General features: G+C 39.8%; 15 protein-coding genes, 1 tRNA gene and 6 rRNA genes. 19 read left to right on the top strand and 3 right to left on the bottom strand.

Features of this window, described 5'->3' with window-relative positions:
• Positions 1–28 precede the first annotated feature (28 nt).
• The gene (locus OL234_RS08730) at positions 29–1,960 is read left to right on the top strand and encodes an OPT family oligopeptide transporter (protein WP_275468843.1); all 1,932 of its coding nucleotides are present in this window, start codon (positions 29–31) and stop codon (positions 1,958–1,960) included.
• A 5-nt stretch (positions 1,961–1,965) separates the two neighbouring features.
• Entirely contained in the window at positions 1,966–2,340 is a 375-nt protein-coding gene (locus OL234_RS08725; RefSeq protein WP_275468842.1) for a PqqD family protein, read from the top strand.
• A gap of 33 nt (positions 2,341–2,373) precedes the next feature.
• On the opposite strand, the gene OL234_RS08720 is transcribed toward OL234_RS08725, so the two are convergent.
• Positions 2,374–3,348 carry an ornithine cyclodeaminase family protein gene (locus OL234_RS08720; protein ID WP_275468841.1) on the bottom strand — a complete coding sequence of 325 codons (975 nt, stop codon included), beginning with the start codon at positions 3,346–3,348 and terminating at the stop codon, positions 2,374–2,376.
• A 182-nt stretch (positions 3,349–3,530) separates the two neighbouring features.
• Here OL234_RS08720 and OL234_RS08715 point away from each other — a divergent pair, with 182 nt between their 5' ends.
• The 10 genes from OL234_RS08715 to OL234_RS08670 all read left to right on the top strand — a co-directional run bounded on the left by OL234_RS08715 (position 3,531) and on the right by OL234_RS08670 (position 14,411).
• Entirely contained in the window at positions 3,531–4,013 is a 483-nt protein-coding gene (locus OL234_RS08715) for a nucleoside 2-deoxyribosyltransferase (protein ID WP_275468840.1), read from the top strand.
• 136 nt (positions 4,014–4,149) lie between these two features.
• Positions 4,150–4,473, top strand: a complete 324-nt coding sequence (locus tag OL234_RS08710) for a PadR family transcriptional regulator (RefSeq protein WP_275468839.1) — start codon at positions 4,150–4,152, stop codon at positions 4,471–4,473.
• Positions 4,474–5,268, top strand: a complete 795-nt coding sequence (locus OL234_RS08705) for a hypothetical protein (protein WP_275468838.1) — start codon at positions 4,474–4,476, stop codon at positions 5,266–5,268.
• A 174-nt stretch (positions 5,269–5,442) separates the two neighbouring features.
• Entirely contained in the window at positions 5,443–6,987 is a 1,545-nt protein-coding gene (locus OL234_RS08700; protein WP_275468837.1) for an AMP-binding protein, read from the top strand.
• Between the two features lie 147 nt (positions 6,988–7,134).
• Entirely contained in the window at positions 7,135–8,046 is a 912-nt protein-coding gene (locus OL234_RS08695; protein ID WP_275468836.1) for a permease, read from the top strand.
• 12 nt (positions 8,047–8,058) lie between these two features.
• Positions 8,059–8,904, top strand: a complete 846-nt coding sequence (locus OL234_RS08690) for a TIGR03943 family putative permease subunit (RefSeq protein ID WP_275468835.1) — start codon at positions 8,059–8,061, stop codon at positions 8,902–8,904.
• Positions 8,905–9,351: 447 nt separating this feature from the next.
• Positions 9,352–10,908 (top strand): 16S ribosomal RNA (locus OL234_RS08685).
• Positions 10,909–11,170: 262 nt separating this feature from the next.
• Positions 11,171–14,083: ribosomal RNA gene (locus OL234_RS08680) — 23S ribosomal RNA — on the top strand.
• A 91-nt stretch (positions 14,084–14,174) separates the two neighbouring features.
• Positions 14,175–14,290, top strand: a 5S ribosomal RNA gene (gene rrf, locus OL234_RS08675).
• A gap of 47 nt (positions 14,291–14,337) precedes the next feature.
• Positions 14,338–14,411, top strand: a tRNA-Asn gene (locus OL234_RS08670).
• Positions 14,412–14,508: 97 nt separating this feature from the next.
• Here OL234_RS08670 and OL234_RS08665 read toward each other — a convergent pair.
• Complete coding sequence (locus OL234_RS08665; RefSeq protein WP_437184449.1) at positions 14,509–14,766, bottom strand: transposase; 258 nt, start codon at positions 14,764–14,766, stop codon at positions 14,509–14,511.
• A 288-nt stretch (positions 14,767–15,054) separates the two neighbouring features.
• On the opposite strand from OL234_RS08665, the gene OL234_RS08660 reads away from it, so the two are divergent.
• The 7 genes from OL234_RS08660 to pcp all read left to right on the top strand — a co-directional run bounded on the left by OL234_RS08660 (position 15,055) and on the right by pcp (position 24,892).
• On the top strand, positions 15,055–15,237 hold the full coding sequence (locus OL234_RS08660) for a hypothetical protein (protein WP_275468833.1): 183 nt from the start codon (positions 15,055–15,057) through the stop codon (positions 15,235–15,237).
• Between the two features lie 337 nt (positions 15,238–15,574).
• Positions 15,575–17,131 (top strand): 16S ribosomal RNA (locus OL234_RS08655).
• Between the two features lie 262 nt (positions 17,132–17,393).
• A 23S ribosomal RNA gene (locus OL234_RS08650) occupies positions 17,394–20,306 on the top strand.
• 91 nt (positions 20,307–20,397) lie between these two features.
• Positions 20,398–20,513, top strand: a 5S ribosomal RNA gene (gene rrf / locus OL234_RS08645).
• Together the 16S, 23S and 5S rRNA genes with 1 tRNA gene alongside form the textbook arrangement of a ribosomal RNA operon.
• A gap of 226 nt (positions 20,514–20,739) precedes the next feature.
• Positions 20,740–22,608, top strand: coding sequence for a leucine-rich repeat domain-containing protein (locus OL234_RS08640; protein ID WP_275468832.1), 1,869 nt, complete (start codon positions 20,740–20,742; stop codon positions 22,606–22,608).
• A 71-nt stretch (positions 22,609–22,679) separates the two neighbouring features.
• On the top strand, positions 22,680–24,155 hold the full coding sequence (locus OL234_RS08635; protein WP_275468831.1) for a DEAD/DEAH box helicase: 1,476 nt from the start codon (positions 22,680–22,682) through the stop codon (positions 24,153–24,155).
• 86 nt (positions 24,156–24,241) lie between these two features.
• Positions 24,242–24,892: a pyroglutamyl-peptidase I gene (gene pcp, locus OL234_RS08630; RefSeq protein WP_275468830.1), complete on the top strand. Its 651-nt coding sequence runs from the start codon at positions 24,242–24,244 to the stop codon at positions 24,890–24,892.
• A gap of 36 nt (positions 24,893–24,928) precedes the next feature.
• On the opposite strand, the gene OL234_RS08625 is transcribed toward pcp, so the two are convergent.
• Positions 24,929–25,306: a helix-turn-helix domain-containing protein gene (locus OL234_RS08625; RefSeq protein WP_275468829.1), complete on the bottom strand. Its 378-nt coding sequence runs from the start codon at positions 25,304–25,306 to the stop codon at positions 24,929–24,931.
• Positions 25,307–25,789 lie beyond the last annotated feature (483 nt).

The following is a 25,789-nucleotide window of genomic DNA, read 5'->3' as shown; positions in this document are numbered from 1 at the left end:
AAATAAATATTAAATAGGAGAATTACGCATGAAAAAGCTTTCTAAAAGCGCTTATGGTGGTGTACCAGGTAAAGAATATGTACCGTACGTAACCGATGGCAAAAAGAAAAAAAGTGGTGGCACTTTAATCCTAATTTTTGGTATTATTTTAGCAACATTATTTGCTGCTTCAACTGCTTATTCAGGAATGAAAGTTGGATTGACAGTAGCTGCGGGGATTCCAGGTTCAATCTTGGGTTCAGGTTTAGTGGCATTATTTGTAAAGAACAAAAGTGTATTAGGTAAAAATATCTTAGCTGGTATGTCAGCTGGTGGGGAAACAATTGCCTCAGGGATGATCTTCGTTTTACCAGCCATTGTTATTATTGGTGGTCAAATCAATTTTTGGCAAGGAATCCTTGTTGGGATCGCTGCTGTACTGTTTTCAGTAGGTGGTATTGGCTTAGTAGAAGATTATTTATTAGTTCAAGAGCATGGTAATATTGTTTATCCTGAAGCTATGGCGATTTCAGAATCATTAGTTGCTTCTGAAGTAGGTGGTGACTCACTTAAAAGCATGGGTATCGGTTTTGGTATCGGTGGTGTGTTAACTGCTTTAACAGGTCAAGTTTTTGGTGTTGTAAACAATACAATCAACTATGCAACAACAGGTTTCTACAAAACCAAAGTTTCTGTAGAAGCTAATCCAATGCTTTCAGGTATCGGATTTATTGTAGGGATCAAAGTTGCAATGACGTTATTTGCAGGGTCTGTATTTACAAACTTTGCTGTTATTCCATTAATTAGCTATTTTGCTGAAATGGCAAGTGATTCATCATTTGTTTGGAATGATGCGGCAACATTAGTTAACCAAGTAAGTGTTGACGTGATTGCTGGTTCATATACTAAGTATATTGGTGCTGGTATGATGATTTCAGGTGGGTTAATTGGTGCTATTCAACTAATTCCTACAATCATAACATCAATCAAAGCAACAATGGCTGCTAAAGGTGAAGGCGAAACGGGGGATAAATCAAGCCCAATCGGCATGATTGCTTTGTTAGCCGGTACTGCAATGACATTTATTATGGGTGTTATTATTTCTGATAACTTTGCTATGGCAATTATCGGAGCAATCTTAACTTTAGTGTTAGGTTTCTTATTCGCAATTGTTGCCGGTCGTTTAGCTGGTACCTTAGGTACTTCTAACTTACCAGTATCTGGTATGACAATCGCTTCATTAGTTATTATGACAGCTGTATTCTTCCTAATGGGTTGGACAGATCAAGCTGCTAATGTTTCATTATTAATGTTCGGTACAATTGTTGTTACAATTATCTCGGTTGCAGGTAGCTACATGCAATCACAAAAAGTAACAATGGTTATGGGTGGTAACTCAGCCGAGGTTCGTAATTATTTCATGATCGCTGGTATCGTCGGAGTTGTTGTCGTAACTGGTATCATCCAATTACTTGCTGATAAATTACTTCCAGGTGCTGATGGAATTGCTGAATTTTCAGCACCACAAGCTAACCTAATTGCAACATTAACGGATGGTATTATGAGTCAACAATTACCATGGTTATTAATTGCCGTTGGTTTTGCTTTAGGTGTTACTTTCTTCTTATTAGGATTACCTGTTATGAGTGTTGCAGTAGGTGCTTACTTACCAATGGCAACTACTTCTATCATCGTGTTGGGTGCGTTAGTTCGTGTCTTTGTTGAAATGATGAGTAGTAAAGATGAAGATCTTAAAGAAGAACGTATTAATACTGGTATTTCAATGTCTTCTGGTTTGATTGCCGGAGGATCAATCATTGGTTTATTAGGTATTATTTTACAAGTTTCTGGTGTTATCACACCAGGTTCTCCTTCAGGCTTCTTAGGTGGCAATGGTGGGGCATATGTCTTACTAGCTGTCTTAGTGGTATTCTCAATCATTCCGATGATGGCGAAAAAATCTAAAAAAGCTGCTGAATAAGTGATATGACAGAAGAATTAGAAGACTTTCTGACGATTGTTTATCAAATCAATCCTGAAATTGAGCATCGTTTAGATGATCAAGGAATGTTTGTTATTGTTAAACCGCAAAATCATTGGATTCAACGTTTTTTTAGAAAACTATATGTCAAAATTCCTATGGAAACAATGGTAACAATGGATGCCTATGGTAGCTTTGTTATGAAGCAGATTGACGGTAAAACGTCAATTGAAGAAATAGGGAAACGTTTAGAGTCAGAATATGAAGAAGCAGGCGTACATTTGTATGAACGTCTACAGCTTTATATTAATCACTTAGAGGTCCGAGAAGGATGGATTCAACCGATTGCAAGATTGCAAGATAAAGTTGAAGATAACTAAAAAAAAGGAACGACTTAGTCGTTCCTTTTTTTGTTATAATTGAACTTTTTGTCCGATTTTTTTAGAGAGAGCAAGGGTGTAAATAGTTTGAGCGGTCACAACATCTAAGATAGCTGAGCCGACAGTTTTAAATAATGTGATATCTTGATCGGTTTGGCGTAGAGTGGTTGTATCTAGTTGACCTATTTCGCTAAAATCTTTTAGAGTTAGCGTGGTCTGGTTGATAGCTTCGAGAATATCGCCAGCTTCAGACATTACGCCGTCTAAGGTATCGACTGTTCTGATCGTCGCTTTGGTAATAGCTTCTACTGGCAATTCTAACATACTAGGTGTATAAGCTCCAACTCCATTGATATGAGTACCAGGTTGAATCAATCTCCCGTCAAAAACAGGTAGTTTGGAGGTTGTCACACATGTTATAATGTCAGCCGAGGGAACTACCTGATTTGGATTTGAAACAGCTTCGATGGAAACAGTAGTCTCTTTAAATTTTTGCGCCATCGTTATAGCAAACTCTTGAGCTTCGGCTAAATTGATACTTGATACATAAATTTTAGTTAGAGGTCTTACGGTTAACATCGCTTCAAGTTGAGCGGCAGCTTGCCCGCCAGTCCCGATTAGAAGAGCTGTTTTAGCATTTTTTTTAGCGAGTAAGTCTGTTGCTAAGCCTTGAACAGCACCAGTTCGTAGTTGAGTGAGATAAGTTCCATCCATTAAACAGCTAATTTCACCTGTTTGACCATCTAGTAATAACATATGAGCTGGGACAGCTGGTTTTCCTATTTTAGGATTATTAGGGAAAACTGATACAATCTTGATACCTGTTGCTTGATCTTCTTGGTTGTAGGCCGGCATAAATAAATTTTGACCATTTTTGGCTGTAATGGCAGTTCTTAAAGGGACAGTAGTTAAACCTTGACTATAATTAGTTAGGGCTTTTTTTGAATCCTTAATAGCATCTAGCATCGTGTAACATGTTGTAATATCTTGTTTATTTAAAATCAACATAATAATATTCTCCTATCTTATAGTGATTATTTCAAGTGTATCATGACTAAAGAGAAACAACTAAGAAAGGGTTGTTTTGTTATAATGATCTTGTAGAAAAAGTAGGTTCTAAATGAACGATTTAAACAAGCTTATGCTACAATAAAACGGGTTGATTAATTAATGAGGAGTTGGGTTAAGTTATGAAAAAAGTTTATTTTGCATCACCTTTATTTTCTGAGATGGAGCGCCGCTACAATGCTCACATTGTATCAGGATTGAGGGGGAATTATCCATCTTTAGATATTTATGTGCCACAAGAACAGCTAGAGATTAATGATAAGCAAGCTTATGCTGATTCAAAAATGATTGCTAATTTTGATACTGAGGCTTTAATAGCAAGTGATCTGGTTATTGCTATTTTAGATGGTAGTACGATCGATGCTGGTGTTGCAAGTGAAATAGGTGTTGCTTATGCTAAGGGAATACCTGTTATTGGTGTTTATACAGATACCCGCCAGCTAGGGGGCGACAACCTTAAAAAGGTAGAAGCGTTAAGAGAGATTGGCGAAAATCAATTCCATTATGTTAATCTTTATACAATAGGGCTAGTGAAATTGAATGGGATAGTTGTTGCAAGTGAAGAAGAGTTAGTGTCAGAAATTGGTGAACGTTTAAAAAAATAAGTCGAAAAGGAGAAATCATTAGATTTCTCCTTTTTTTTATTAAAAGATCATGACATGACTAGACATGACGAATCTTGACGGGTCTTGTCGTGTCATGTATAATGAGGATAAGTAAAAGGAGAGAGAAGGGAATAATATGTTAGAAAAGCAAGAAGCGTTGTTAGGAAAATATTTACCAATGACGGAAACCATGTTTTTGACACTTTTTTCTTTGCAAGAGCCAAGACACGGCTATGCTATTATGACTAGGATTAAAGAGTTAACTAATCAACGTGTCAATTTGGGGAATGGAACACTATATGGTAACTTAGCCAAAATGCAAAAAGATGGTGTTATTAAGTTGGTTCATGAAGAGGAACAGCGTAAAATTTATCAAATAACAGAGTTAGGGCAAATAGTATTGAATGCTGAGTCACGTCGGTTGAAAGAATTAAATCAAATTATAATGGAGGGAGAATAAATGCTAAGATTATCATTTTCTTATCGAGATATTGAAAAGGAAGAAATGTTTTTAAATGAGGCTTTGACAAAAGGTTGGCTTTTTGTCAAAAGAGTTGGTGGTTTCTATCAATTTAAAAAGAATGACACAGTCAATCAATTAATTAGAATTGAAGTAGTTCAAACAGCTGATATGCCATTATTGCAAGAAAATGTTGAGATTATTACAAGTAGAGTTATAAAAAATAAAGGGATGACATTGGTTTACTATCTTATCAAAGCGGATCCTATTGTTGTTGAGTTAAGAAAATTATCTCGTGAACCTCATCAATACTTAGATTATTATATTTGGCTACGTGATCGTCAGACTTTTATTATGTATGGATGTGTGATACCTTTAATTGTTTTGATTAGTTATTGGGGAACAATTGTTGAAAAAAGAACGTCTCTATTGAACCAATTGGCAATTATTTTACTTTTAACGATAGTGGTGGGTTACTTTATAATTAGTCATAAAACAAAGGGAAAAATTAAGGAGTACCGAATGTTAAGCGATGATTATAGTGATCAATTGACCTTACGTTTTATTGTCAAAGTTCCTCGACTAACAGAAAAAGAGTGTGATGAGTTGAAAATAGCCATGACATATTTAGGGAAGTGGCAGTATCGAATGAGTGATAAAAACCAATCTTATTTTTATGTACACGCCAATACAAATGAGGTAGAAATAAAAAATCATTTAACTGAATATTTGGGGACAGAAGAAGGGATTGTCGTTGTAAGTCCGATGGCGTTGTTTCCACTAGGGTATTTTTAAAGTTATTTAAAATATAATTTAGAGAAACTGAGGCTAATTACAATAAGTGATTAGCCTTAGTTTATTATTTGTTGGGGTTATTTCAAGGGAGAACTAAAAAAATGAGATGTCTTAAGTCTTTTTTTGTGATAATATTAACAAATAAAAATAAGATGAATTAAAGGAGTTGTCACAATGGAATTTCCAGATAATCATTATGTGCCATTAAATTTATATACGAATTTTACGAAGGCGGCGGAATCTAATCCTGATGTTAAAATTTATTCGGATTCATTACTACCAGGGTTTCCTGAATTTGGAAAAGAGACGACCTATGTTGAGGCGGTCGAAAGTATCCGAAAAAGGGCCTTTCAATTAATTGAATTGGGAGTTGTTAAAGGTGATAAGGTTGTCATTTTTAAAACATCGCGCTTCGATACCTACTTATTAGCAGTTGCCGTTTCTTATGTTGGGGCGATTCCTGTCATGGTATCACATCACCTAGATGCTCATATTATCTCAGTTTTAAGTGATCGTTTGGAGATGCCATGGTTGATCTTTGATGAGGCGACAGCTAGTGTGGCATTGGCAGAGGTAGTATCGTCAAGAGTTAAGTTAATTGAACTAAGCCGATTAGTAGAGAAGGCGTTAAAGGCTAACCAAAACTATCCACAAGACTTTTTGGACGTAGATGATATTTCTTATATAACACATACATCAGGTACTACGGGAATTCCTAAATTAATTGCCCATTCCGCGAATTCTATGGGATGGAGAACTAAATGGCAAAAAAATGTTTTTGACTTAATTGAAAAAAAGAAGTTAATGGCATTTCACATTTCACCAGTACATTCTAGGTTTAATATTGGTATTAGTTCGGCGATGGCTAAAGGGTTTCCGTTGTTGAATATTTCTGACACTAGCGAGGTATCTGTTGAGAGAACTTTAGAGAAGTTTCAACCGTATGCCTTGGAAACCCATCCGAATAATTTTGTTCGTTGGTCATCACTTGCTAAAATGAAGCCATCTATTTTTGCATCAGTTAAGTATTACCACTCGACATTTGATGCTATCAATAAAGGGACGATGGCTAGGTTCTTAGAAGCTTCAAGTGATAAGCGCCCTGTGTTTATGCAGGTTTATGGTCAAAGTGAGTGTGGTCCAATGATTTACAAATTTCATACACGTGACTCGATTGTTGCATTAGATTCACGAGATATGGGAGTAGGCATGCCTGGATTGACAGAGGTTAGAATTGTAAATGAGGCGGGTAAAGAGGTAGCGACCGGAGAAAGTGGTAATATTCAAATGCTTTCTAAGGGACGTGCGTTGACTTATTATAAAGAAAATCAACGCTTTGCTGATAATGTTTACGATAAATGGTGGGATAGTGGTGATTATGGTCAAAAGAATGACGCGGGGAATCTATTGTTGTTTGATCGTCAAATTGATTTGATAGAATCAATTGAAAGCAACTTAGCAATTGAAGATATGTTATTAGATCGTTTACCATTCTTAGATGAAGTAATTATTGTTCGAGATGCTCAAGGAAAACCGCAACCAATTGTTTCGATTGTTGCAGGTGAAACACCTAACTGGGATCTTTGGTGGGAGTTAGTCAGTCATATGCCGTTTTTAAATAAACCTATGATAATGTCATATGATGATATTCCTAGGACAGCGACAATGAAAGTCCAACGTTTGGTTTTAGAAGGTCGCTTTAAAGAAGGTAAATTATAGACATAGAAATTTCAAAAAAACATGTTAAACTGAAGATAGTTTAACATGTTTTTTGAATAGTCATATGATTGCTTTGAAGTGTTGTAGGTTAGGCAGTAAACACTAGCGTGTGAACTAGTTTAAGATAGAAGGAAGTGTTGTAGAGAGATGTCTTTACCTAATTCAGTTTTACAAGCGAGTACGATTTTTGTTTCAATTATTATTGAGGCTGTACCGTTTGTTTTATTTGGCTGCGTCATTACAGGTTTTATTCAAAGTTTTTTAAACCCGGCTAAAGTTAGTAAGTTTTTACCAAAAAATAAATTTTTAGCCATTTTGTCGGGGATGGTGTTAGGTTTCTTTTTTCCTTCATGTGAATGTGGGATTATCCCAGTGGTAAAGGAGTTAATAAAAAAAGGGGTTCCCTCATACGTCGCTTTGACCTTTATGTTAACTGCACCGATTATCAATCCTGTGGTGTTGTTTTCAACCTATATTGCGTTTAATAATAATAGCTATCCTGTTTTTTTACGTGTAATGGGTAGTTTAGTAGTTGCTTTAGTAGTTGGGATATGGCTAGCGTACTTTAATAAATTAGCTATTTTAAAAGACATACCAGTTGATTTAGGTGATTGTTCGTGTGAAAGTGACACTTACACTGCAGAAAATGTCGACAACAAAACGTTTTTCAAAAAAGTAATGGGGGCATTTTATCATAGTATAGATGAGTTTTTTGATACAGGGCGTTACTTAGTTATCGGTGCAGTTTTAGCAGCTATAATGCAAACTTATTTAAAAACATCAATCCTGTACCCATTAGCATCTAATCACTTTACTGCAGTAATTGTTATGATGGCTTTTGCTTTTATCTTATCGCTGTGTTCTGAGGCAGATGCCTTTATCGGGTCATCTATGGCAAATTTATTTGGGTTAACACCAGTTATTGGGTTTCTTGTCTATGGTCCAATGGTCGATATAAAGAATCTGCTGATGATGAGTCGTCATTTCAATCGAAAATTTATGTTGCAATTAATTGGGATTGTAACAGGAGTTGTATTTATCTATACATTAATTATTTAGGAGGTGAATGTATTGTTACGAACATGGATATTAGCAGGTTATTTTATGATGATGAGTTACTTGCAAACATCAGGGAAAATTAATCAGTATATTAACCCTAAATATCAATATTTAACAAAAATGACAATGTGTTTTGCGATGTTTTTGGCGATTATTCAGTTGATTAAATGGGTGAAAGAAGGACAAAAAGATACTGAAAGTCATAGTCATGAAGGGTGTGATGAACATCATCATGGAGCTGAATCCAAAATCAGCCGCATTGGCATGTATTTTTTAGTCTCTTTACCGGTATTAGTGGTATTTTTATTACCAACGGTAAATTTAGATGCGAGTATTGTTGAAGCCAAGGGGTTTAATTTTCCTATAAGTAAAGATAGTACTAGTTTTGGAGATATTGAGCAACAATATTTAAAACCGAATACTCATATCTTTTTTAACGATGAAGATTACGATAAATTAATGCAGCATGATCTAAAGGAATATATTAATCAAGATACAATAGAAGTAACGGATAATAATTATTTGAAAGTTATGGAATTAATCTATAATTATCCGCAAAAATTTGTTGGTAAAAAAATAGAGTTTAAAGGTTTTGTTTATAATGATCCAACTAAAGAAACATTCTTTTTATTTAGATTTGGTATTTTGCATTGTGTGGCTGACTCTGGAGTATACGGATTGATGATTGATCGAAATGGGTTGGATAAGGAATATAAAGCTAATACTTGGTTGACGATTAGAGGAACAATCGATACAAAGTATTATGAGCCCTTTAGTCAAGTAATACCGATGGTAAAAGCTGATAAAGTGACAGTTACTAGTAATCCAAGTAATGAATATGTCTATAGAATTTTTTAAAAATAAAGACCATTACTGAGGTAATGGTCTTTATTTTTAAAAAAACTTGCATATTAGTTAAACAACTGGTATATTATAGAAGTTGCTTAATTAAGTAGCTAAAAAAAATAAAAAGAATGTCACAAAGTTGTTGACAACAACAACTAAGCGTGATATTATGATTAAGTTGCTAAAACAAGTCACAAGGCTTCGTTGAAACAACTCAAAAAATATTTTAAAAAGTTGTTGACAATGACAACTAAACATGATATTATAAATGAGTTGCTAAAGCGACAAGATTTAGACCTTTGAAAACTGAACAAAGTAAGACGAACCAAACGTGTAGGATGTTATCTTTTAGTAAGATAACAACACAAAAATTTTTATCAGTTTTATATTAAAACTGTATAGTGAAGTAATTCGCTAGCAATCATTAATGAGCTAAAGACTTCGGTCTTAATCATAACTTTTATTGAGAGTTTGATCCTGGCTCAGGACGAACGCTGGCGGCGTGCCTAATACATGCAAGTCGAACGCTTCTTCGAAAGGTGCTTGCACCTTTCATATAAGAAGAGTGGCGGACGGGTGAGTAACACGTGGGTAACCTACCCTTCAGCGGGGGATAACACTTGGAAACAGGTGCTAATACCGCATAATTGGTTTTGCCGCATGGCAGAACTATGAAAGACGCTTTCGGGTGTCACTGAAGGATGGACCCGCGCCGCATTAGTTAGTTGGTGAGGTAATGGCTCACCAAGACGATGATGCGTAGCCGACCTGAGAGGGTGATCGGCCACACTGGGACTGAGACACGGCCCAGACTCCTACGGGAGGCAGCAGTAGGGAATCTTCGGCAATGGACGAAAGTCTGACCGAGCAACGCCGCGTGAGTGAAGAAGGTTTTCGGATCGTAAAACTCTGTTGTTAGAGAAGAACAAGTGGGAGAGTAACTGTTCCCACCTTGACGGTATCTAACCAGAAAGCCACGGCTAACTACGTGCCAGCAGCCGCGGTAATACGTAGGTGGCAAGCGTTGTCCGGATTTATTGGGCGTAAAGCGAGCGCAGGTGGTTCTTTAAGTCTGATGTGAAAGCCCCCGGCTCAACCGGGGAGGGTCATTGGAAACTGGAGAACTTGAGTGCAGAAGAGGAGAGTGGAATTCCATGTGTAGCGGTGAAATGCGTAGATATATGGAGGAACACCAGTGGCGAAGGCGACTCTCTGGTCTGTAACTGACACTGAGGCTCGAAAGCGTGGGGAGCAAACAGGATTAGATACCCTGGTAGTCCACGCCGTAAACGATGAGTGCTAAGTGTTGGAGGGTTTCCGCCCTTCAGTGCTGCAGTTAACGCATTAAGCACTCCGCCTGGGGAGTACGGTCGCAAGACTGAAACTCAAAGGAATTGACGGGGGCCCGCACAAGCGGTGGAGCATGTGGTTTAATTCGAAGCAACGCGAAGAACCTTACCAGGTCTTGACATCCTTTGACCACTCTAGAGATAGAGCTTTCCCTTCGGGGACAAAGTGACAGGTGGTGCATGGTTGTCGTCAGCTCGTGTCGTGAGATGTTGGGTTAAGTCCCGCAACGAGCGCAACCCCTATTGTTAGTTGCCATCATTAAGTTGGGCACTCTAGCGAGACTGCCGGTGATAAACCGGAGGAAGGTGGGGATGACGTCAAATCATCATGCCCCTTATGACCTGGGCTACACACGTGCTACAATGGATGGTACAACGAGTCGCAAGGTCGCGAGGCCAAGCTAATCTCTTAAAGCCATTCTCAGTTCGGATTGTAGGCTGCAACTCGCCTACATGAAGCCGGAATCGCTAGTAATCGCGGATCAGAACGCCGCGGTGAATACGTTCCCGGGCCTTGTACACACCGCCCGTCACACCACGAGAGTTTGTAACACCCGAAGTCGGTGAGGTAACCTTTTGGAGCCAGCCGCCTAAGGTGGGATAGATGATTGGGGTGAAGTCGTAACAAGGTAGCCGTATCGGAAGGTGCGGCTGGATCACCTCCTTTCTAAGGAATATAACGGAATCCTACAGGTAAGTCACTTTGTTCAGTTTTGAGAGGTCTACTCTCAAACTTATTGTTCATTGAAAACTGGATAGTTAAAGATATAATTAATCAAAACAAACCGAGAACACCGCGTTGATGATAAGTACATTAGTACTATTCATAAGAGTTTTTAAACAAAGTTCAAAACGCTGTTTAAAGGATTGATGGAGCATGTATCGCTACATGTGGAAATCAAAAATCTAACAACATTGTTAGTAAATTAGGTTAAGTTAATAAGGGCGCACGGTGGATGCCTTGGCACTAGAAGACGATGAAGGACGGGACTAACTCCGATATGCTTTGGGGAGCTGTAAGTAAGCTATGATCCAGAGATTTCCGAATGGGGAAACCCGGCAGCTGTTATAGGCTGTCATCATATACTGAATACATAGGTATATGAGGTGAGACGCAGAGAACTGAAACATCTAAGTACCTGCAGGAAGAGAAAGAAAATTCGATTACCTTAGTAGCGGCGAGCGAAACGGTAAGAGCCCAAACCAAGAAGCTTGCTTCTTGGGGTTGTAGGACTCAAATATGGTAGTTGTGATGGATAGTCGAATCGACCTGGAAAGGTCAGCCGTAGTGGGTAAAAGCCCCGTAGGCGAAATTGATCACACACCTATGAGTATCCTGAGTACGGCGGAACACGAGAAATTCCGTCGGAATCCGCGGGGACCATCCCGCAAGGCTAAATACTCTCTAGTGACCGATAGTGAACCAGTACCGTGAGGGAAAGGTGAAAAGCACCCCGGGAGGGGAGTGAAATAGATCCTGAAACCGTGTGCCTACAACAAGTCAAAGCCCGTTAATGGGTGATGGCGTGCCTTTTGTAGAATGAACCGGCGAGTTACGATAGCATGCGAGGTTAAGATGAAGAGTCGGAGCCGTAGCGAAAGCGAGTCTGAATAGGGCGTTTGAGTATGTTGTCGTAGACCCGAAACCATGTGATCTACCCATGGCCAGGTTGAAGGTGCGGTAAAACGCACTGGAGGACCGAACCCACGTACGTTGAAAAGTGCGGGGATGAGCTGTGGGTAGCGGAGAAATTCCAATCGAACTTGGAGATAGCTGGTTCTCTCCGAAATAGCTTTAGGGCTAGCCTCGGATTAAGAATGATGGAGGTAGAGCCACTGTTTGGACTAGGGGCCCATCTCGGGTTACCGAATTCAGATAAACTCCGAATGCCATCCATTCATATCCGGGAGTCAGACTGCGAGTGATAAGATCCGTAGTCGAAAGGGAAACAGCCCAGACCACCAGCTAAGGTCCCAAAATATATGTTAAGTGGAAAAGGATGTGGGGTTGCACAGACAACTAGGATGTTGGCTTAGAAGCAGCCACCATTTAAAGAGTGCGTAATAGCTCACTAGTCGAGTGACCCTGCGCCGAAAATGTACCGGGGCTAAACATATTACCGAAGCTGTGGAATGTACTTTTGTACATTGGTAGGAGAGCGTTCTAAGGGCGTCGAAGGTAGATCGTGAGGACTACTGGAGCGCTTAGAAGTGAGAATGCCGGTATGAGTAGCGAAAGACAGGTGAGAATCCTGTCCACCGTATGACTAAGGTTTCCTGGGGAAGGCTCGTCCTCCCAGGGTTAGTCGGGACCTAAGCCGAGGCCGATAGGCGTAGGCGATGGACAACAGGTTGATATTCCTGTACCAGTAGTATTTGTTTGACCAATGGAGGGACGCAGTAGGCTAAGAAATCCACACGACTGGAAGTGTGTGGCCAAGCAACAAGTCTTGATGTGAGTAAAATGCTTACGTCTTCAAGGACAAGTTGTGATGGGGAGGGAAATAAAGTACCGAAGTTTCTGATGTCACACTGCCAAGAAAAGCTTCTAGTTAGAATACAACTGCCCGTACCGCAAACCGACACAGGTAGTCGAGGCGAGTAGCCTAAGGTGAGCGAGCGAACTCTCGTTAAGGAACTCGGCAAAATGACCCCGTAACTTCGGGAGAAGGGGTGCTGGTCTCCGGACCAGCCGCAGTGAATAGGCCCAAGCGACTGTTTATCAAAAACACAGGTCTCTGCAAAATCGAAAGATGACGTATAGGGGCTGACGCCTGCCCGGTGCTGGAAGGTTAAGAGGATGGGTTAGCTTTATGCGAAGCTCAGAATTGAAGCCCCAGTAAACGGCGGCCGTAACTATAACGGTCCTAAGGTAGCGAAATTCCTTGTCGGGTAAGTTCCGACCCGCACGAAAGGCGTAACGATTTGGGCACTGTCTCAACGAGAGACTCGGTGAAATTTTAGTACCTGTGAAGATGCAGGTTACCCGCGACAGGACGGAAAGACCCCATGGAGCTTTACTGTAGTTTGATATTGAATGTTTGTGACACATGTACAGGATAGGTAGGAGCCGTAGAGCTCGGTACGCTAGTATCGAAGGAGGCGTTGGTGGGATACTACCCTTGTGTTATGACCATTCTAACCCGCGCCACTTATCGTGGCGGGAGACAGTGTCAGATGGGCAGTTTGACTGGGGCGGTCGCCTCCTAAAGAGTAACGGAGGCGCTCAAAGGTTCCCTCAGAATGGTTGGAAATCATTCGTAGAGTGCAAAGGCATAAGGGAGCTTGACTGCGAGACCTACAAGTCGAGCAGGGTCGAAAGACGGACTTAGTGATCCGGTGGTTCCGCATGGAAGGGCCATCGCTCAACGGATAAAAGCTACCCTGGGGATAACAGGCTTATCTCCCCCAAGAGTCCACATCGACGGGGAGGTTTGGCACCTCGATGTCGGCTCGTCGCATCCTGGGGCTGTAGTCGGTCCCAAGGGTTGGGCTGTTCGCCCATTAAAGCGGCACGCGAGCTGGGTTCAGAACGTCGTGAGACAGTTCGGTCCCTATCCGTCGCGGGCGTAGGAAATTTGAGAGGAGCTGTCCTTAGTACGAGAGGACCGGGATGGACACACCGCTGGTGTACCAGTTGTTCTGCCAAGGGCATTGCTGGGTAGCTACGTGTGGACGGGATAAACGCTGAAAGCATCTAAGCGTGAAGCCCCCCTCAAGATGAGATTTCCCATTTCTTCGGAAAGTAAGACCCCTGAGAGACGATCAGGTAGATAGGCTAGAAGTGGAAGTACAGTGATGTATGGAGCGGACTAGTACTAATCGGTCGAGGACTTAACCAAGAATTTAAACGTAGGATCAAGGAATGTTTTGATTAAGCTTTAACATCCAGTTTTGAGTGAGCAATTACTCAATTTAATAAATATCTAAGAGTGTGGTGATGATGGCAAGAAGGATACACCTGTTCCCATGCCGAACACAGAAGTTAAGCTTCTTAGCGCCGATGGTAGTTGGGGGTTTCCCCCTGTGAGAGTAGGACGTCGCCACGCTTAGATATTATTAAGACTAAACTCAAGTGGGTTTATTTTTATATTATTCCGGCATAGCTCAGTTGGTAGTAGCGCATGACTGTTAATCATGATGTCGTAGGTTCGAGTCCTACTGCCGGAGCTGAGAAGACACTATATATAGTGTCTTTTTTTATTTATCTAGATTTCTAAGTTTCTACGTCAAATTGTGTTGGTGAGCTGAAAAACTGAATAGAAATTTAGGTCTGGTAAGGATAGAAAATTCTTATCAGGCCTTTTTTATTGTTGTGAAAAAGTAAGACCTGAATAATGTAAATACGGGAATGAAAATGATAAAAATTTCGATAGCCATAGGCTACCCGTTTGATCACCTTAATTTTATTGTTTAGCCCTTTAGTGACACCATTTAGAATACGAGAAGCGAAAAGCATTTTTAATCCCTTCTTTATATTTTTTAAATAAGAGTAATTTCTTTTTGAACCAGTGTGGCAGCTGATTATCTAACTGTTGAAGATACTCAAAAAAGAGGATTTGTGGTTTTTGTCGATTTCATTTTATCAGTTAGTTGTTGCTTTTTTGTGTTTAAATGCTCAAAAAAGTGCTGGTAGAAATTTTTTTGATTTCCATCAACACTATATATTATAGAGTCATTTCTAAAAATATTAAACTTATTCTTTGGCGATAGTATTCTGTATCTTTTATTATCTATTAAGTAATTGGATAGGAGAAGAGTTAGAAGTAGTACAATCTAGAGAGCGACTAAATCACTAAATACCAGGAATATTATGATGAGTTTACTAGGTAAACTAACAAATTGTAATTTATTTTTATTAGGAATAGCATTAAAGAGAGCTAATTGGGCTGTTTTAGAATTAAATGTAAAAAAAGTATTGACAGTTAATCAGCTAGGTGTTATTCTAATTAGGTTGCTAAAACAACAACGAAATGTTTTTGTAACAGAATTTTAAAAAGAATGTCACAAAGTTGTTGACAACAACAACTAAGCATGATATTATGATTAAGTTGCTAAAACAAGTCGCAAGGCTTCGTTGAAACAACTCAAAAAAATATTTCAAAAAGTTGTTGACAATGACAACTAAACATGATATTATAAATGAGTTGCTAAAGCGACAAGATTTAGACCTTTGAAAACTGAACAAAGTAAGACGAACCAAACGTGTAGGATGTTATCTTTTAGTAAGATAACAACACAAAAATTTTTATCAGTTTTATATCAAAACTGTATAGTGAAGTAATTCGCTAGCAATCATTAATGAGCTAAAGACTTCGGTCTTAATCATAACTTTTATTGAGAGTTTGATCCTGGCTCAGGACGAACGCTGGCGGCGTGCCTAATACATGCAAGTCGAACGCTTCTTCGAAAGGTGCTTGCACCTTTCATATAAGAAGAGTGGCGGACGGGTGAGTAACACGTGGGTAACCTACCCTTCAGCGGGGGATAACACTTGGAAACAGGTGCTAATACCGCATAATTGGTTTTGCCGCATGGCAAAACTATGAAAGACGCTTTCGGGTGTCACTGAAGGATGGACCCGCGCCGCATTAGTTAGTTGGTGAGGTAATGGCTCACCAAGACGATGATGCGTAGCCGACCTGAGAGGGTGATCGGCCACACTGGGACTGAGACACGGCCCAGACTCCTACGGGAGGCAGCAGTAGGGAATCTTCGGCAATGGACGAAAGTCTGACCGAGCAACGCCGCGTGAGTGAAGAAGGTTTTCGGATCGTAAAACTCTGTTGTTAGAGAAGAACAAGTGGGAGAGTAACTGTTCCCACCTTGACGGTATCTAACCAGAAAGCCACGGCTAACTACGTGCCAGCAGCCGCGGTAATACGTAGGTGGCAAGCGTTGTCCGGATTTATTGGGCGTAAAGCGAGCGCAGGTGGTTCTTTAAGTCTGATGTGAAAGCCCCCGGCTCAACCGGGGAGGGTCATTGGAAACTGGAGAACTTGAGTGCAGAAGAGGAGAGTGGAATTCCATGTGTAGCGGTGAAATGCGTAGATATATGGAGGAACACCAGTGGCGAAGGCGACTCTCTGGTCTGTAACTGACACTGAGGCTCGAAAGCGTGGGGAGCAAACAGGATTAGATACCCTGGTAGTCCACGCCGTAAACGATGAGTGCTAAGTGTTGGAGGGTTTCCGCCCTTCAGTGCTGCAGTTAACGCATTAAGCACTCCGCCTGGGGAGTACGGTCGCAAGACTGAAACTCAAAGGAATTGACGGGGGCCCGCACAAGCGGTGGAGCATGTGGTTTAATTCGAAGCAACGCGAAGAACCTTACCAGGTCTTGACATCCTTTGACCACTCTAGAGATAGAGCTTTCCCTTCGGGGACAAAGTGACAGGTGGTGCATGGTTGTCGTCAGCTCGTGTCGTGAGATGTTGGGTTAAGTCCCGCAACGAGCGCAACCCCTATTGTTAGTTGCCATCATTAAGTTGGGCACTCTAGCGAGACTGCCGGTGATAAACCGGAGGAAGGTGGGGATGACGTCAAATCATCATGCCCCTTATGACCTGGGCTACACACGTGCTACAATGGATGGTACAACGAGTCGCAATGTCGCGAGGCCAAGCTAATCTCTTAAAGCCATTCTCAGTTCGGATTGTAGGCTGCAACTCGCCTACATGAAGCCGGAATCGCTAGTAATCGCGGATCAGAACGCCGCGGTGAATACGTTCCCGGGCCTTGTACACACCGCCCGTCACACCACGAGAGTTTGTAACACCCGAAGTCGGTGAGGTAACCTTTTGGAGCCAGCCGCCTAAGGTGGGATAGATGATTGGGGTGAAGTCGTAACAAGGTAGCCGTATCGGAAGGTGCGGCTGGATCACCTCCTTTCTAAGGAATATAACGGAATCCTACAGGTAAGTCACTTTGTTCAGTTTTGAGAGGTCTACTCTCAAACTTATTGTTCATTGAAAACTGGATAGTTAAAGATATAATTAATCAAAACAAACCGAGAACACCGCGTTGATGATAAGTACATTAGTACTATTCATAAGAGTTTTTAAACAAAGTTCAAAACGCTGTTTAAAGGATTGATGGAGCATGTATCGCTACATGTGGAAATCAAAAATCTAACATTAATGTTAGTAAATTAGGTTAAGTTAATAAGGGCGCACGGTGGATGCCTTGGCACTAGAAGACGATGAAGGACGGGACTAACTCCGATATGCTTTGGGGAGCTGTAAGTAAGCTATGATCCAGAGATTTCCGAATGGGGAAACCCGGCAGCTGTCATAGGCTGTCATCATATACTGAATACATAGGTATATGAGGTGAGACGCAGAGAACTGAAACATCTAAGTACCTGCAGGAAGAGAAAGAAAATTCGATTACCTTAGTAGCGGCGAGCGAAACGGTAAGAGCCCAAACCAAGAAGCTTGCTTCTTGGGGTTGTAGGACTCAAATATGGTAGTTGTGATGGATAGTCGAATCGACCTGGAAAGGTCAGCCGTAGTGGGTAAAAGCCCCGTAGGCGAAATTGATCACACACCTATGAGTATCCTGAGTACGGCGGAACACGAGAAATTCCGTCGGAATCCGCGGGGACCATCCCGCAAGGCTAAATACTCTCTAGTGACCGATAGTGAACCAGTACCGTGAGGGAAAGGTGAAAAGCACCCCGGGAGGGGAGTGAAATAGATCCTGAAACCGTGTGCCTACAACAAGTCAAAGCCCGTTAATGGGTGATGGCGTGCCTTTTGTAGAATGAACCGGCGAGTTACGATAGCATGCGAGGTTAAGATGAAGAGTCGGAGCCGTAGCGAAAGCGAGTCTGAACAGGGCGCTTGAGTATGTTGTCGTAGACCCGAAACCATGTGATCTACCCATGGCCAGGTTGAAGGTGCGGTAAAACGCACTGGAGGACCGAACCCACGTACGTTGAAAAGTGCGGGGATGAGCTGTGGGTAGCGGAGAAATTCCAATCGAACTTGGAGATAGCTGGTTCTCTCCGAAATAGCTTTAGGGCTAGCCTCGGATTAAGAATGATGGAGGTAGAGCCACTGTTTGGACTAGGGGCCCATCTCGGGTTACCGAATTCAGATAAACTCCGAATGCCATCCATTCATATCCGGGAGTCAGACTGCGAGTGATAAGATCCGTAGTCGAAAGGGAAACAGCCCAGACCACCAGCTAAGGTCCCAAAATATATGTTAAGTGGAAAAGGATGTGGGGTTGCACAGACAACTAGGATGTTGGCTTAGAAGCAGCCACCATTTAAAGAGTGCGTAATAGCTCACTAGTCGAGTGACCCTGCGCCGAAAATGTACCGGGGCTAAACATATTACCGAAGCTGTGGAATGTACTTTTGTACATTGGTAGGAGAGCGTTCTAAGGGCGTCGAAGGTAGATCGTGAGGACTACTGGAGCGCTTAGAAGTGAGAATGCCGGTATGAGTAGCGAAAGACAGGTGAGAATCCTGTCCACCGTATGACTAAGGTTTCCTGGGGAAGGCTCGTCCTCCCAGGGTTAGTCGGGACCTAAGCCGAGGCCGATAGGCGTAGGCGATGGACAACAGGTTGATATTCCTGTACCAGTAGTATTTGTTTGACCAATGGAGGGACGCAGTAGGCTAAGAAATCCACACGACTGGAAGTGTGTGGCCAAGCAACAAGTCTTGATGTGAGTAAAATGCTTACGTCTTCAAGGACAAGTTGTGATGGGGAGGGAAATAAAGTACCGAAGTTTCTGATGTCACACTGCCAAGAAAAGCTTCTAGTTAGAATACAACTGCCCGTACCGCAAACCGACACAGGTAGTCGAGGCGAGTAGCCTAAGGTGAGCGAGCGAACTCTCGTTAAGGAACTCGGCAAAATGACCCCGTAACTTCGGGAGAAGGGGTGCTGGTCTCCGGACCAGCCGCAGTGAATAGGCCCAAGCGACTGTTTATCAAAAACACAGGTCTCTGCAAAATCGAAAGATGACGTATAGGGGCTGACGCCTGCCCGGTGCTGGAAGGTTAAGAGGATGGGTTAGCTTTATGCGAAGCTCAGAATTGAAGCCCCAGTAAACGGCGGCCGTAACTATAACGGTCCTAAGGTAGCGAAATTCCTTGTCGGGTAAGTTCCGACCCGCACGAAAGGCGTAACGATTTGGGCACTGTCTCAACGAGAGACTCGGTGAAATTTTAGTACCTGTGAAGATGCAGGTTACCCGCGACAGGACGGAAAGACCCCATGGAGCTTTACTGTAGTTTGATATTGAATGTTTGTGACACATGTACAGGATAGGTAGGAGCCGTAGAGCTCGGTACGCTAGTATCGAAGGAGGCGTTGGTGGGATACTACCCTTGTGTTATGACCATTCTAACCCGCGCCACTTATCGTGGCGGGAGACAGTGTCAGATGGGCAGTTTGACTGGGGCGGTCGCCTCCTAAAGAGTAACGGAGGCGCTCAAAGGTTCCCTCAGAATGGTTGGAAATCATTCGCAGAGTGCAAAGGCATAAGGGAGCTTGACTGCGAGACCTACAAGTCGAGCAGGGTCGAAAGACGGACTTAGTGATCCGGTGGTTCCGCATGGAAGGGCCATCGCTCAACGGATAAAAGCTACCCTGGGGATAACAGGCTTATCTCCCCCAAGAGTCCACATCGACGGGGAGGTTTGGCACCTCGATGTCGGCTCGTCGCATCCTGGGGCTGTAGTCGGTCCCAAGGGTTGGGCTGTTCGCCCATTAAAGCGGCACGCGAGCTGGGTTCAGAACGTCGTGAGACAGTTCGGTCCCTATCCGTCGCGGGCGTAGGAAATTTGAGAGGAGCTGTCCTTAGTACGAGAGGACCGGGATGGACACACCGCTGGTGTACCAGTTGTTCTGCCAAGGGCATTGCTGGGTAGCTACGTGTGGACGGGATAAACGCTGAAAGCATCTAAGCGTGAAGCCCCCCTCAAGATGAGATTTCCCATTTCTTCGGAAAGTAAGACCCCTGAGAGACGATCAGGTAGATAGGCTAGAAGTGGAAGTACAGTGATGTATGGAGCGGACTAGTACTAATCGGTCGAGGACTTAACCAAGAATTTAAACGTAGGATCAAGGAATGTTTTGATTAAGCTTTAACATCCAGTTTTGAGTGAGCAATTACTCAATTTAATAGATATCTAAGAGTGTGGCGATGATGGCAAGAAGGATACACCTGTTCCCATGCCGAACACAGAAGTTAAGCTTCTTAGCGCCGATGGTAGTTGGGGGTTTCCCCCTGTGAGAGTAGGACGTCGCCACGCTTAGATATTATTAAGACTAAACTCAAGTGAGTTTATTTTTTTTGTCTTTTTTTATTTAAGTTTTACGCCAAGATATGAAATATAATAAAAACTGTCTAAAAAGTGTTATTGTATTAATTTTAAAGAAGGATATAATTAATTTAGATGGATATTTAAGATTGAAAGTAAGGATAACGGGATAAAATAATAACTAGCAGTTATTATTTTTTAGAAAGGGTCATGAGTAATGTGGCGTACTAAAAAAAAGTGTAAATTATGTCAAAATAAATTAACTTTAAATACAGATGTCTACACATGTACAAAATGTGGTCAACAATACAAAATTATTGATACTAAATTGCAAGAAATTAACTATGTTGCAATGCCTGAAAAAGCAAAAATAATGTCAAGCAGTCAACGATTAATGGTTATAACTGGAGCATGTTTCTTATTGATTGGCACTATTTTTTTTGCAGTTAATGAATTTAATCAGTCACCGACATTAAAAAAAACGTTAGATAATAAATTGTTGAATGAAATTGGGGATATGGTAGAGGATAGTTCAATAATTAAAAATCCGATTACTCAACCTATGAAGTTATTTACGAAAAGATTCTCAGAGTTAGAACCATTTTATGATATCAGAGATATTAAATTTTTAAAAGTAAGTTACCAAGATGATGGCTGGTTGTTTTCTTATTCATTAAATGGTAACAAAGAATCACCTAATTCTTATATAAAAACTAGCAATGATGTGGTTATACACTCTTCAGATAAGATCAAGGAAGAGGAATTTCAATTGTTTCCTAATTTAGAATCCTTAGACTTAGCCAATTCTTCTGAAATAGAAGCTAGTAGTAAAGATAAACCTTTCCATGGTTTAAAAAATTTAAAGTTTTATGTTGGGAGTTTAAATCAGACAGTAGCCGATGTTACGACCATATTTGATAATCCTGATGAAATATTAGGCCTAGGTTTACACTTAATTAGTAAGAGTGATAATGAAGGGTTAAAAGAATTTCCTCAATTGAAATTTTTAGATATTCGCTATATTTCTGAAAAGTTAGAGGGCAAAATTGATTTTTCAGAAATTAATACTACGGATATTATGATTGACTCGGCACAAATTACTGACTTAAGCTGGTTAAAAGATGTTAAACCATTAAAAAAGCTACAGATAAAACATCCAAAAGGTCATGATTATACTTTTTTATATAAAATGCCTAAATTAACGACGCTAAATATTACCGACAATCATTTAGATGATATTGATTTTATCAATAACATGCCAATGTTGACACACGTTTCTCTACATACAAAAAAAGTTAAAAATTTTGATGTTTTAAAAGATAGTGATACGTTATCATCATTGGAGTTAACTTTAGGAGATAGTGTCAAAGATATTAGCTTTATTGAAACGATTTCTAATCTCGTTGATTTAAATTTGAATATTTCTGGAAACAGTGAGGAGATTGAGTTACCATTGTTGAAAAAGTTAGAATTTTTAACTAATCTTACCTTATCACAACCACTCAATGAATTAGATAGTAAGACAGTCAATAATTTAGTAGTTGAAGGTCAGGGAGATAATAACGATGATTTAATTAAAAATTTTCCTAATTTAAAAAAATTGACAGTGACAGATTTAAAGATAAATAAGTGGTTAGCAAACGATAGTAATCCTGATTTAGAAGAATTAAACATTAGGGCAAGTCGTTTATACGATGGAAAATTAGAAAGTATTTTAGCAGTGAATGGTTTAAAAAAATTATCAATTACAGATTCTTATATTGAGAATTTTAATCAGCATAAAGTAACTAAAAAATCGCATGTGACAGACTTGGAAATTAGCCGCAGTCATATTGATAAGATTAAGGTAAGTGATGTTTTGGCATGTATGCCTGAAATTAAAAATTTAAAACTAGTGGAAGATAAATTAGATCGCATACCAGATTTAAGTTCTTTCCCTAATTTAGAAAGTTTAGACATTAGTTTTAATACTTTATCATCAATTAGTGATATGTCATTAGCGCCTAAATTAAAAAAAATTATTATCACAGGTAATGATATAAAAGATAGTAACTCAGTTGACTCTAAAGTAATCGTAGTTGATTAATAGATTTAAGGATAGCTTTAACAGTTTTAAAGACAAAGTAATCAAGACAAAACTTCAGAGGAGAAACAAAAATGACAAAGAATCAATTTTCAGAATTAAAAATTAGTAGTGATATTTGCAGGGCTATTAGTTTATTAGGCTACGAAAAACCTACTCAGGTACAGTCTGAAGCCATTCCATTTTTACTTGCAAAAAAAGATATTATTGTAAAATCACAAACTGGTAGTGGAAAAACAGCTGCTTTTGGGATTCCGTTATGTGAGAGTATTGAGTGGGAAGAGCGCGCTCCGCAAGCATTAGTTTTAACCCCAACAAGGGAGTTGGCCTTACAAATCCAAAATGATTTATTTCATATTGGAAGATTTAAACGTTTGAAAGTGGAAGCTGTTTTTGGCCGTAGTCCTTTTGCTGCTCAAGAGCGTCAACTAAAGCAACGGACGCACATTGTGGTAGCAACACCAGGTAGACTATTAGATCACTTAGAACGTGGCACAGTTGATTTAAGTAAAATCGAAACGCTAGTTATTGATGAAGCCGATGAAATGCTAGATATGGGATTTATTGAACAAATAGAAAAAGTCTTAGATCACGTACCTAGTAGTGCAACAAAAGCTCTTTTTTCAGCTACTATGCCGCCTGCAATTAAACACTTAGTAGAGGAATATTTAGTAGCCCCACAGTTTATTGAAGTTCAAGTTGAAAATAAGGTACAAGACCGTATCGCACAATATTTTTATCGAATAAAAGAAGAGGAAAAAGTTCAATTACTACTAGACGTTGTGGTAGTGGATAATCCAACAACCTGTATTGTTTTTTGTAATACTAAGTTGGCTGTTGAGGAAGTAGCAGAGAGTTTAACCGCTTTAGGCGCAAAACCTGAAATGCTACATGGTGGTATGGAACAGCGTGATCGAACTAGAATTATTAAAGAATATAAACAAGGTTATTTTCGTTATTTAGTTGCAACCGATGTAGCTGCAAGAGGGTTAGATATTGCCGATGTAGATATGGTAATTAATTTTGACTTACCGAATAGTAATGAAAACTACACACACCGGATTGGTAGAACCGCTCGTTTTGAAAAATTAGGGAAAGCAATCTCTTTTGTAAATGAATTTGATGATCGCCGTTTTGATTCTATTTCGGAAAATCAAGAACAACAATTAACCGAGTTAAAAGCACCTAAAGAAAAGTTAGTGATGGATAAAATGTCATCATTTACTGCAAAACAAGAACGTGCACCTAAATTAAAGAAAACAAAAGAATTAGTTTTTAAAGACGAGATTATGAAGTTACATATTAATGCTGGTAAGAAAACTAAGATGCGTGCAGGAGATGTTGTTGGAGCTCTGTGTAGTATTGATGGGATGACTGGAGAAGATATTGGCGTCATTAGCATTGCTGATGTTTCTACTTTTGTTGAAATATTAAATGGTAAGGGCGAACACGTTTTAAAATCTTTACAACATGTTCCAGTTAAAGGCAGAACGCGTCGAGTTAGTAAAGCAAATGAAAGTAATTATGAGAAGGATATAAAAAACAGTTAGTCTTCTGACTAGCTGTTTTTTAGTGTCTATTTATGAAGCCCTATGGTACAGTATAGGAATCTTAAGTAGTTAGAGGAGAATGATAAATGAAAATTTTATTAACTGGCTTCAAACCTTTTGGCAATGAGTCCTGCAATCCCTCTTGGGAAGCAGTTAAATTAGTACCAGAAAGTTTATCAGGAGCATCTATTATCAAATTAGAGTTACCTACTGTTTTTGGAAAAGCTACGGAAGTACTCTACCAAACTATAGAGTCAGAACATCCTGATATTGTTCTCAATCTTGGTCAAGCTGGTGGGAGAGCAGGTCTCTCATTGGAACGTGTTGCGATTAATATTGCAGATGCTCGAATACCGGATAATGAAGGCAATCAGCCCATTGATGAACCCATTAGAGCTGATGGGGCACCTGCTTATTTTTCAACGTTACCTCTTAAAGAAATGGCTTTAAAAATGAGTCAAGCTGGTTATTTAGTTGGTATTTCTAATACAGCCGGAACTTTTGTTTGCAATCAAATAATGTATGATGTTCATTATTTAATAGATAAACAATACAACCAGATGAAAGCCGGCTTTATTCATGTTCCTTACAATCACCAACAAGTAGATGAAAAAAGGGATGTTCCTTCGATGAGTAATCATGATATGAGTCAAGCCCTAGTAGTAGGTTTAGAAAGATTGATTGAATTAAAAGGAGAAAAATCTGGCGAAATTTTGTTAGGCGGAAGCGAGCATTAATTATAAATAAAAAGAAAAAAACTTAGGAAATTAATCCTAAGTTTTTATTTTTCTTTTATGATCGTCTTGTCTATTTTCTAAAAATTGTGCTTTGAAATCAATATACGAAATAAACTCATCTAGCAAGTATTGGCGATCTTGTTCATTTAAATCAAGTGAGGCCATCCGTTCATTAAACTTGTACGTAATGATATCACTGTTTAAAACTGAGGGATCCCCTTCATCTTCATCAACAAAAGTACCAATAGGGACGTTAAAATATTGTGACACTTTGTAGACTTTATCAATTGAGGGCATTTGTTTTTGCCATTTGCGTATAGTACCACTTCCAAAACCCAGTTCCTTTTCCAGTTTAGAAATACTGCAACCTTGTTTTTGATCAACCAATTGTTTGATTTTTGAATAAATTTCCATTAAATCACCTTCCTGTTCGTATTAGGAAAATAATCCCGAAAACAATTGACTTTAGGATAAAAAGCAACTATACTCAAATTGTAAGCAGGATGTGTAAGTATTTGTCATCAAATGAAAAGTCTTGGCCGACGATTTTCGACTAGCTAAATTGGCAATTTGCTTTCATTAACATGCTTATAATATCATAGAGATTTATTATTTACAATTGGAGCGCTGAGAGATGAGATTATCTCGTCAAAAAAATTGTTATCTAATAATTCTTGGTATGGTAAGATCAATATGGTTAGGAAGTCGATTATCTAAGCGGAGGTTCTGAAGCTTTGGTTACATCGACTTTCCTTTTTAGGTTGAATCAGTTATATATACCCAAATTTATTTTTTTACTACCAATAAATTAGATAGCGTGCTATTCTATAGTTATAAAATGTAAGGGTTTTCTTTGTTGTGGTAGAGGTTACTTTAGACTTTTTAAATAGCTCTAAT

The sequence above is a fragment of the Vagococcus intermedius genome, from assembly GCF_029144185.1.
Taxonomy (GTDB): Bacteria; Bacillota; Bacilli; order Lactobacillales; family Vagococcaceae; genus Vagococcus_D; species Vagococcus_D intermedius.
The sequence above is the reverse complement of the archived record's forward strand: the minus strand, read 5'-3'. Positions and strand labels throughout refer to the sequence as shown.

Excerpts from the sequence above, each read along its gene's own strand:
- OL234_RS08640 (WP_275468832.1), top strand. The coding sequence starts at position 20,740 with ATGTGGCGTACTAAAAAAAAGTGTAAATTATGTCAAAATAAATTAACT.
- pcp (WP_275468830.1), top strand. The coding sequence starts at position 24,242 with ATGAAAATTTTATTAACTGGCTTCAAACCTTTTGGCAATGAGTCCTGC.
- OL234_RS08635 (WP_275468831.1), top strand. The coding sequence starts at position 22,680 with ATGACAAAGAATCAATTTTCAGAATTAAAAATTAGTAGTGATATTTGC.
- OL234_RS08625 (WP_275468829.1), bottom strand. The coding sequence starts at position 25,306 with ATGGAAATTTATTCAAAAATCAAACAATTGGTTGATCAAAAACAAGGT.
- OL234_RS08715 (WP_275468840.1), top strand. The coding sequence starts at position 3,531 with ATGAAAAAAGTTTATTTTGCATCACCTTTATTTTCTGAGATGGAGCGC.
- OL234_RS08660 (WP_275468833.1), top strand. The coding sequence starts at position 15,055 with ATGATGAGTTTACTAGGTAAACTAACAAATTGTAATTTATTTTTATTA.
- OL234_RS08725 (WP_275468842.1), top strand. The coding sequence starts at position 1,966 with ATGACAGAAGAATTAGAAGACTTTCTGACGATTGTTTATCAAATCAAT.
- OL234_RS08695 (WP_275468836.1), top strand. The coding sequence starts at position 7,135 with ATGTCTTTACCTAATTCAGTTTTACAAGCGAGTACGATTTTTGTTTCA.
- OL234_RS08720 (WP_275468841.1), bottom strand. The coding sequence starts at position 3,348 with ATGTTGATTTTAAATAAACAAGATATTACAACATGTTACACGATGCTA.
- OL234_RS08705 (WP_275468838.1), top strand. The coding sequence starts at position 4,474 with ATGCTAAGATTATCATTTTCTTATCGAGATATTGAAAAGGAAGAAATG.
- OL234_RS08700 (WP_275468837.1), top strand. The coding sequence starts at position 5,443 with ATGGAATTTCCAGATAATCATTATGTGCCATTAAATTTATATACGAAT.
- OL234_RS08730 (WP_275468843.1), top strand. The coding sequence starts at position 29 with ATGAAAAAGCTTTCTAAAAGCGCTTATGGTGGTGTACCAGGTAAAGAA.
- OL234_RS08710 (WP_275468839.1), top strand. The coding sequence starts at position 4,150 with ATGTTAGAAAAGCAAGAAGCGTTGTTAGGAAAATATTTACCAATGACG.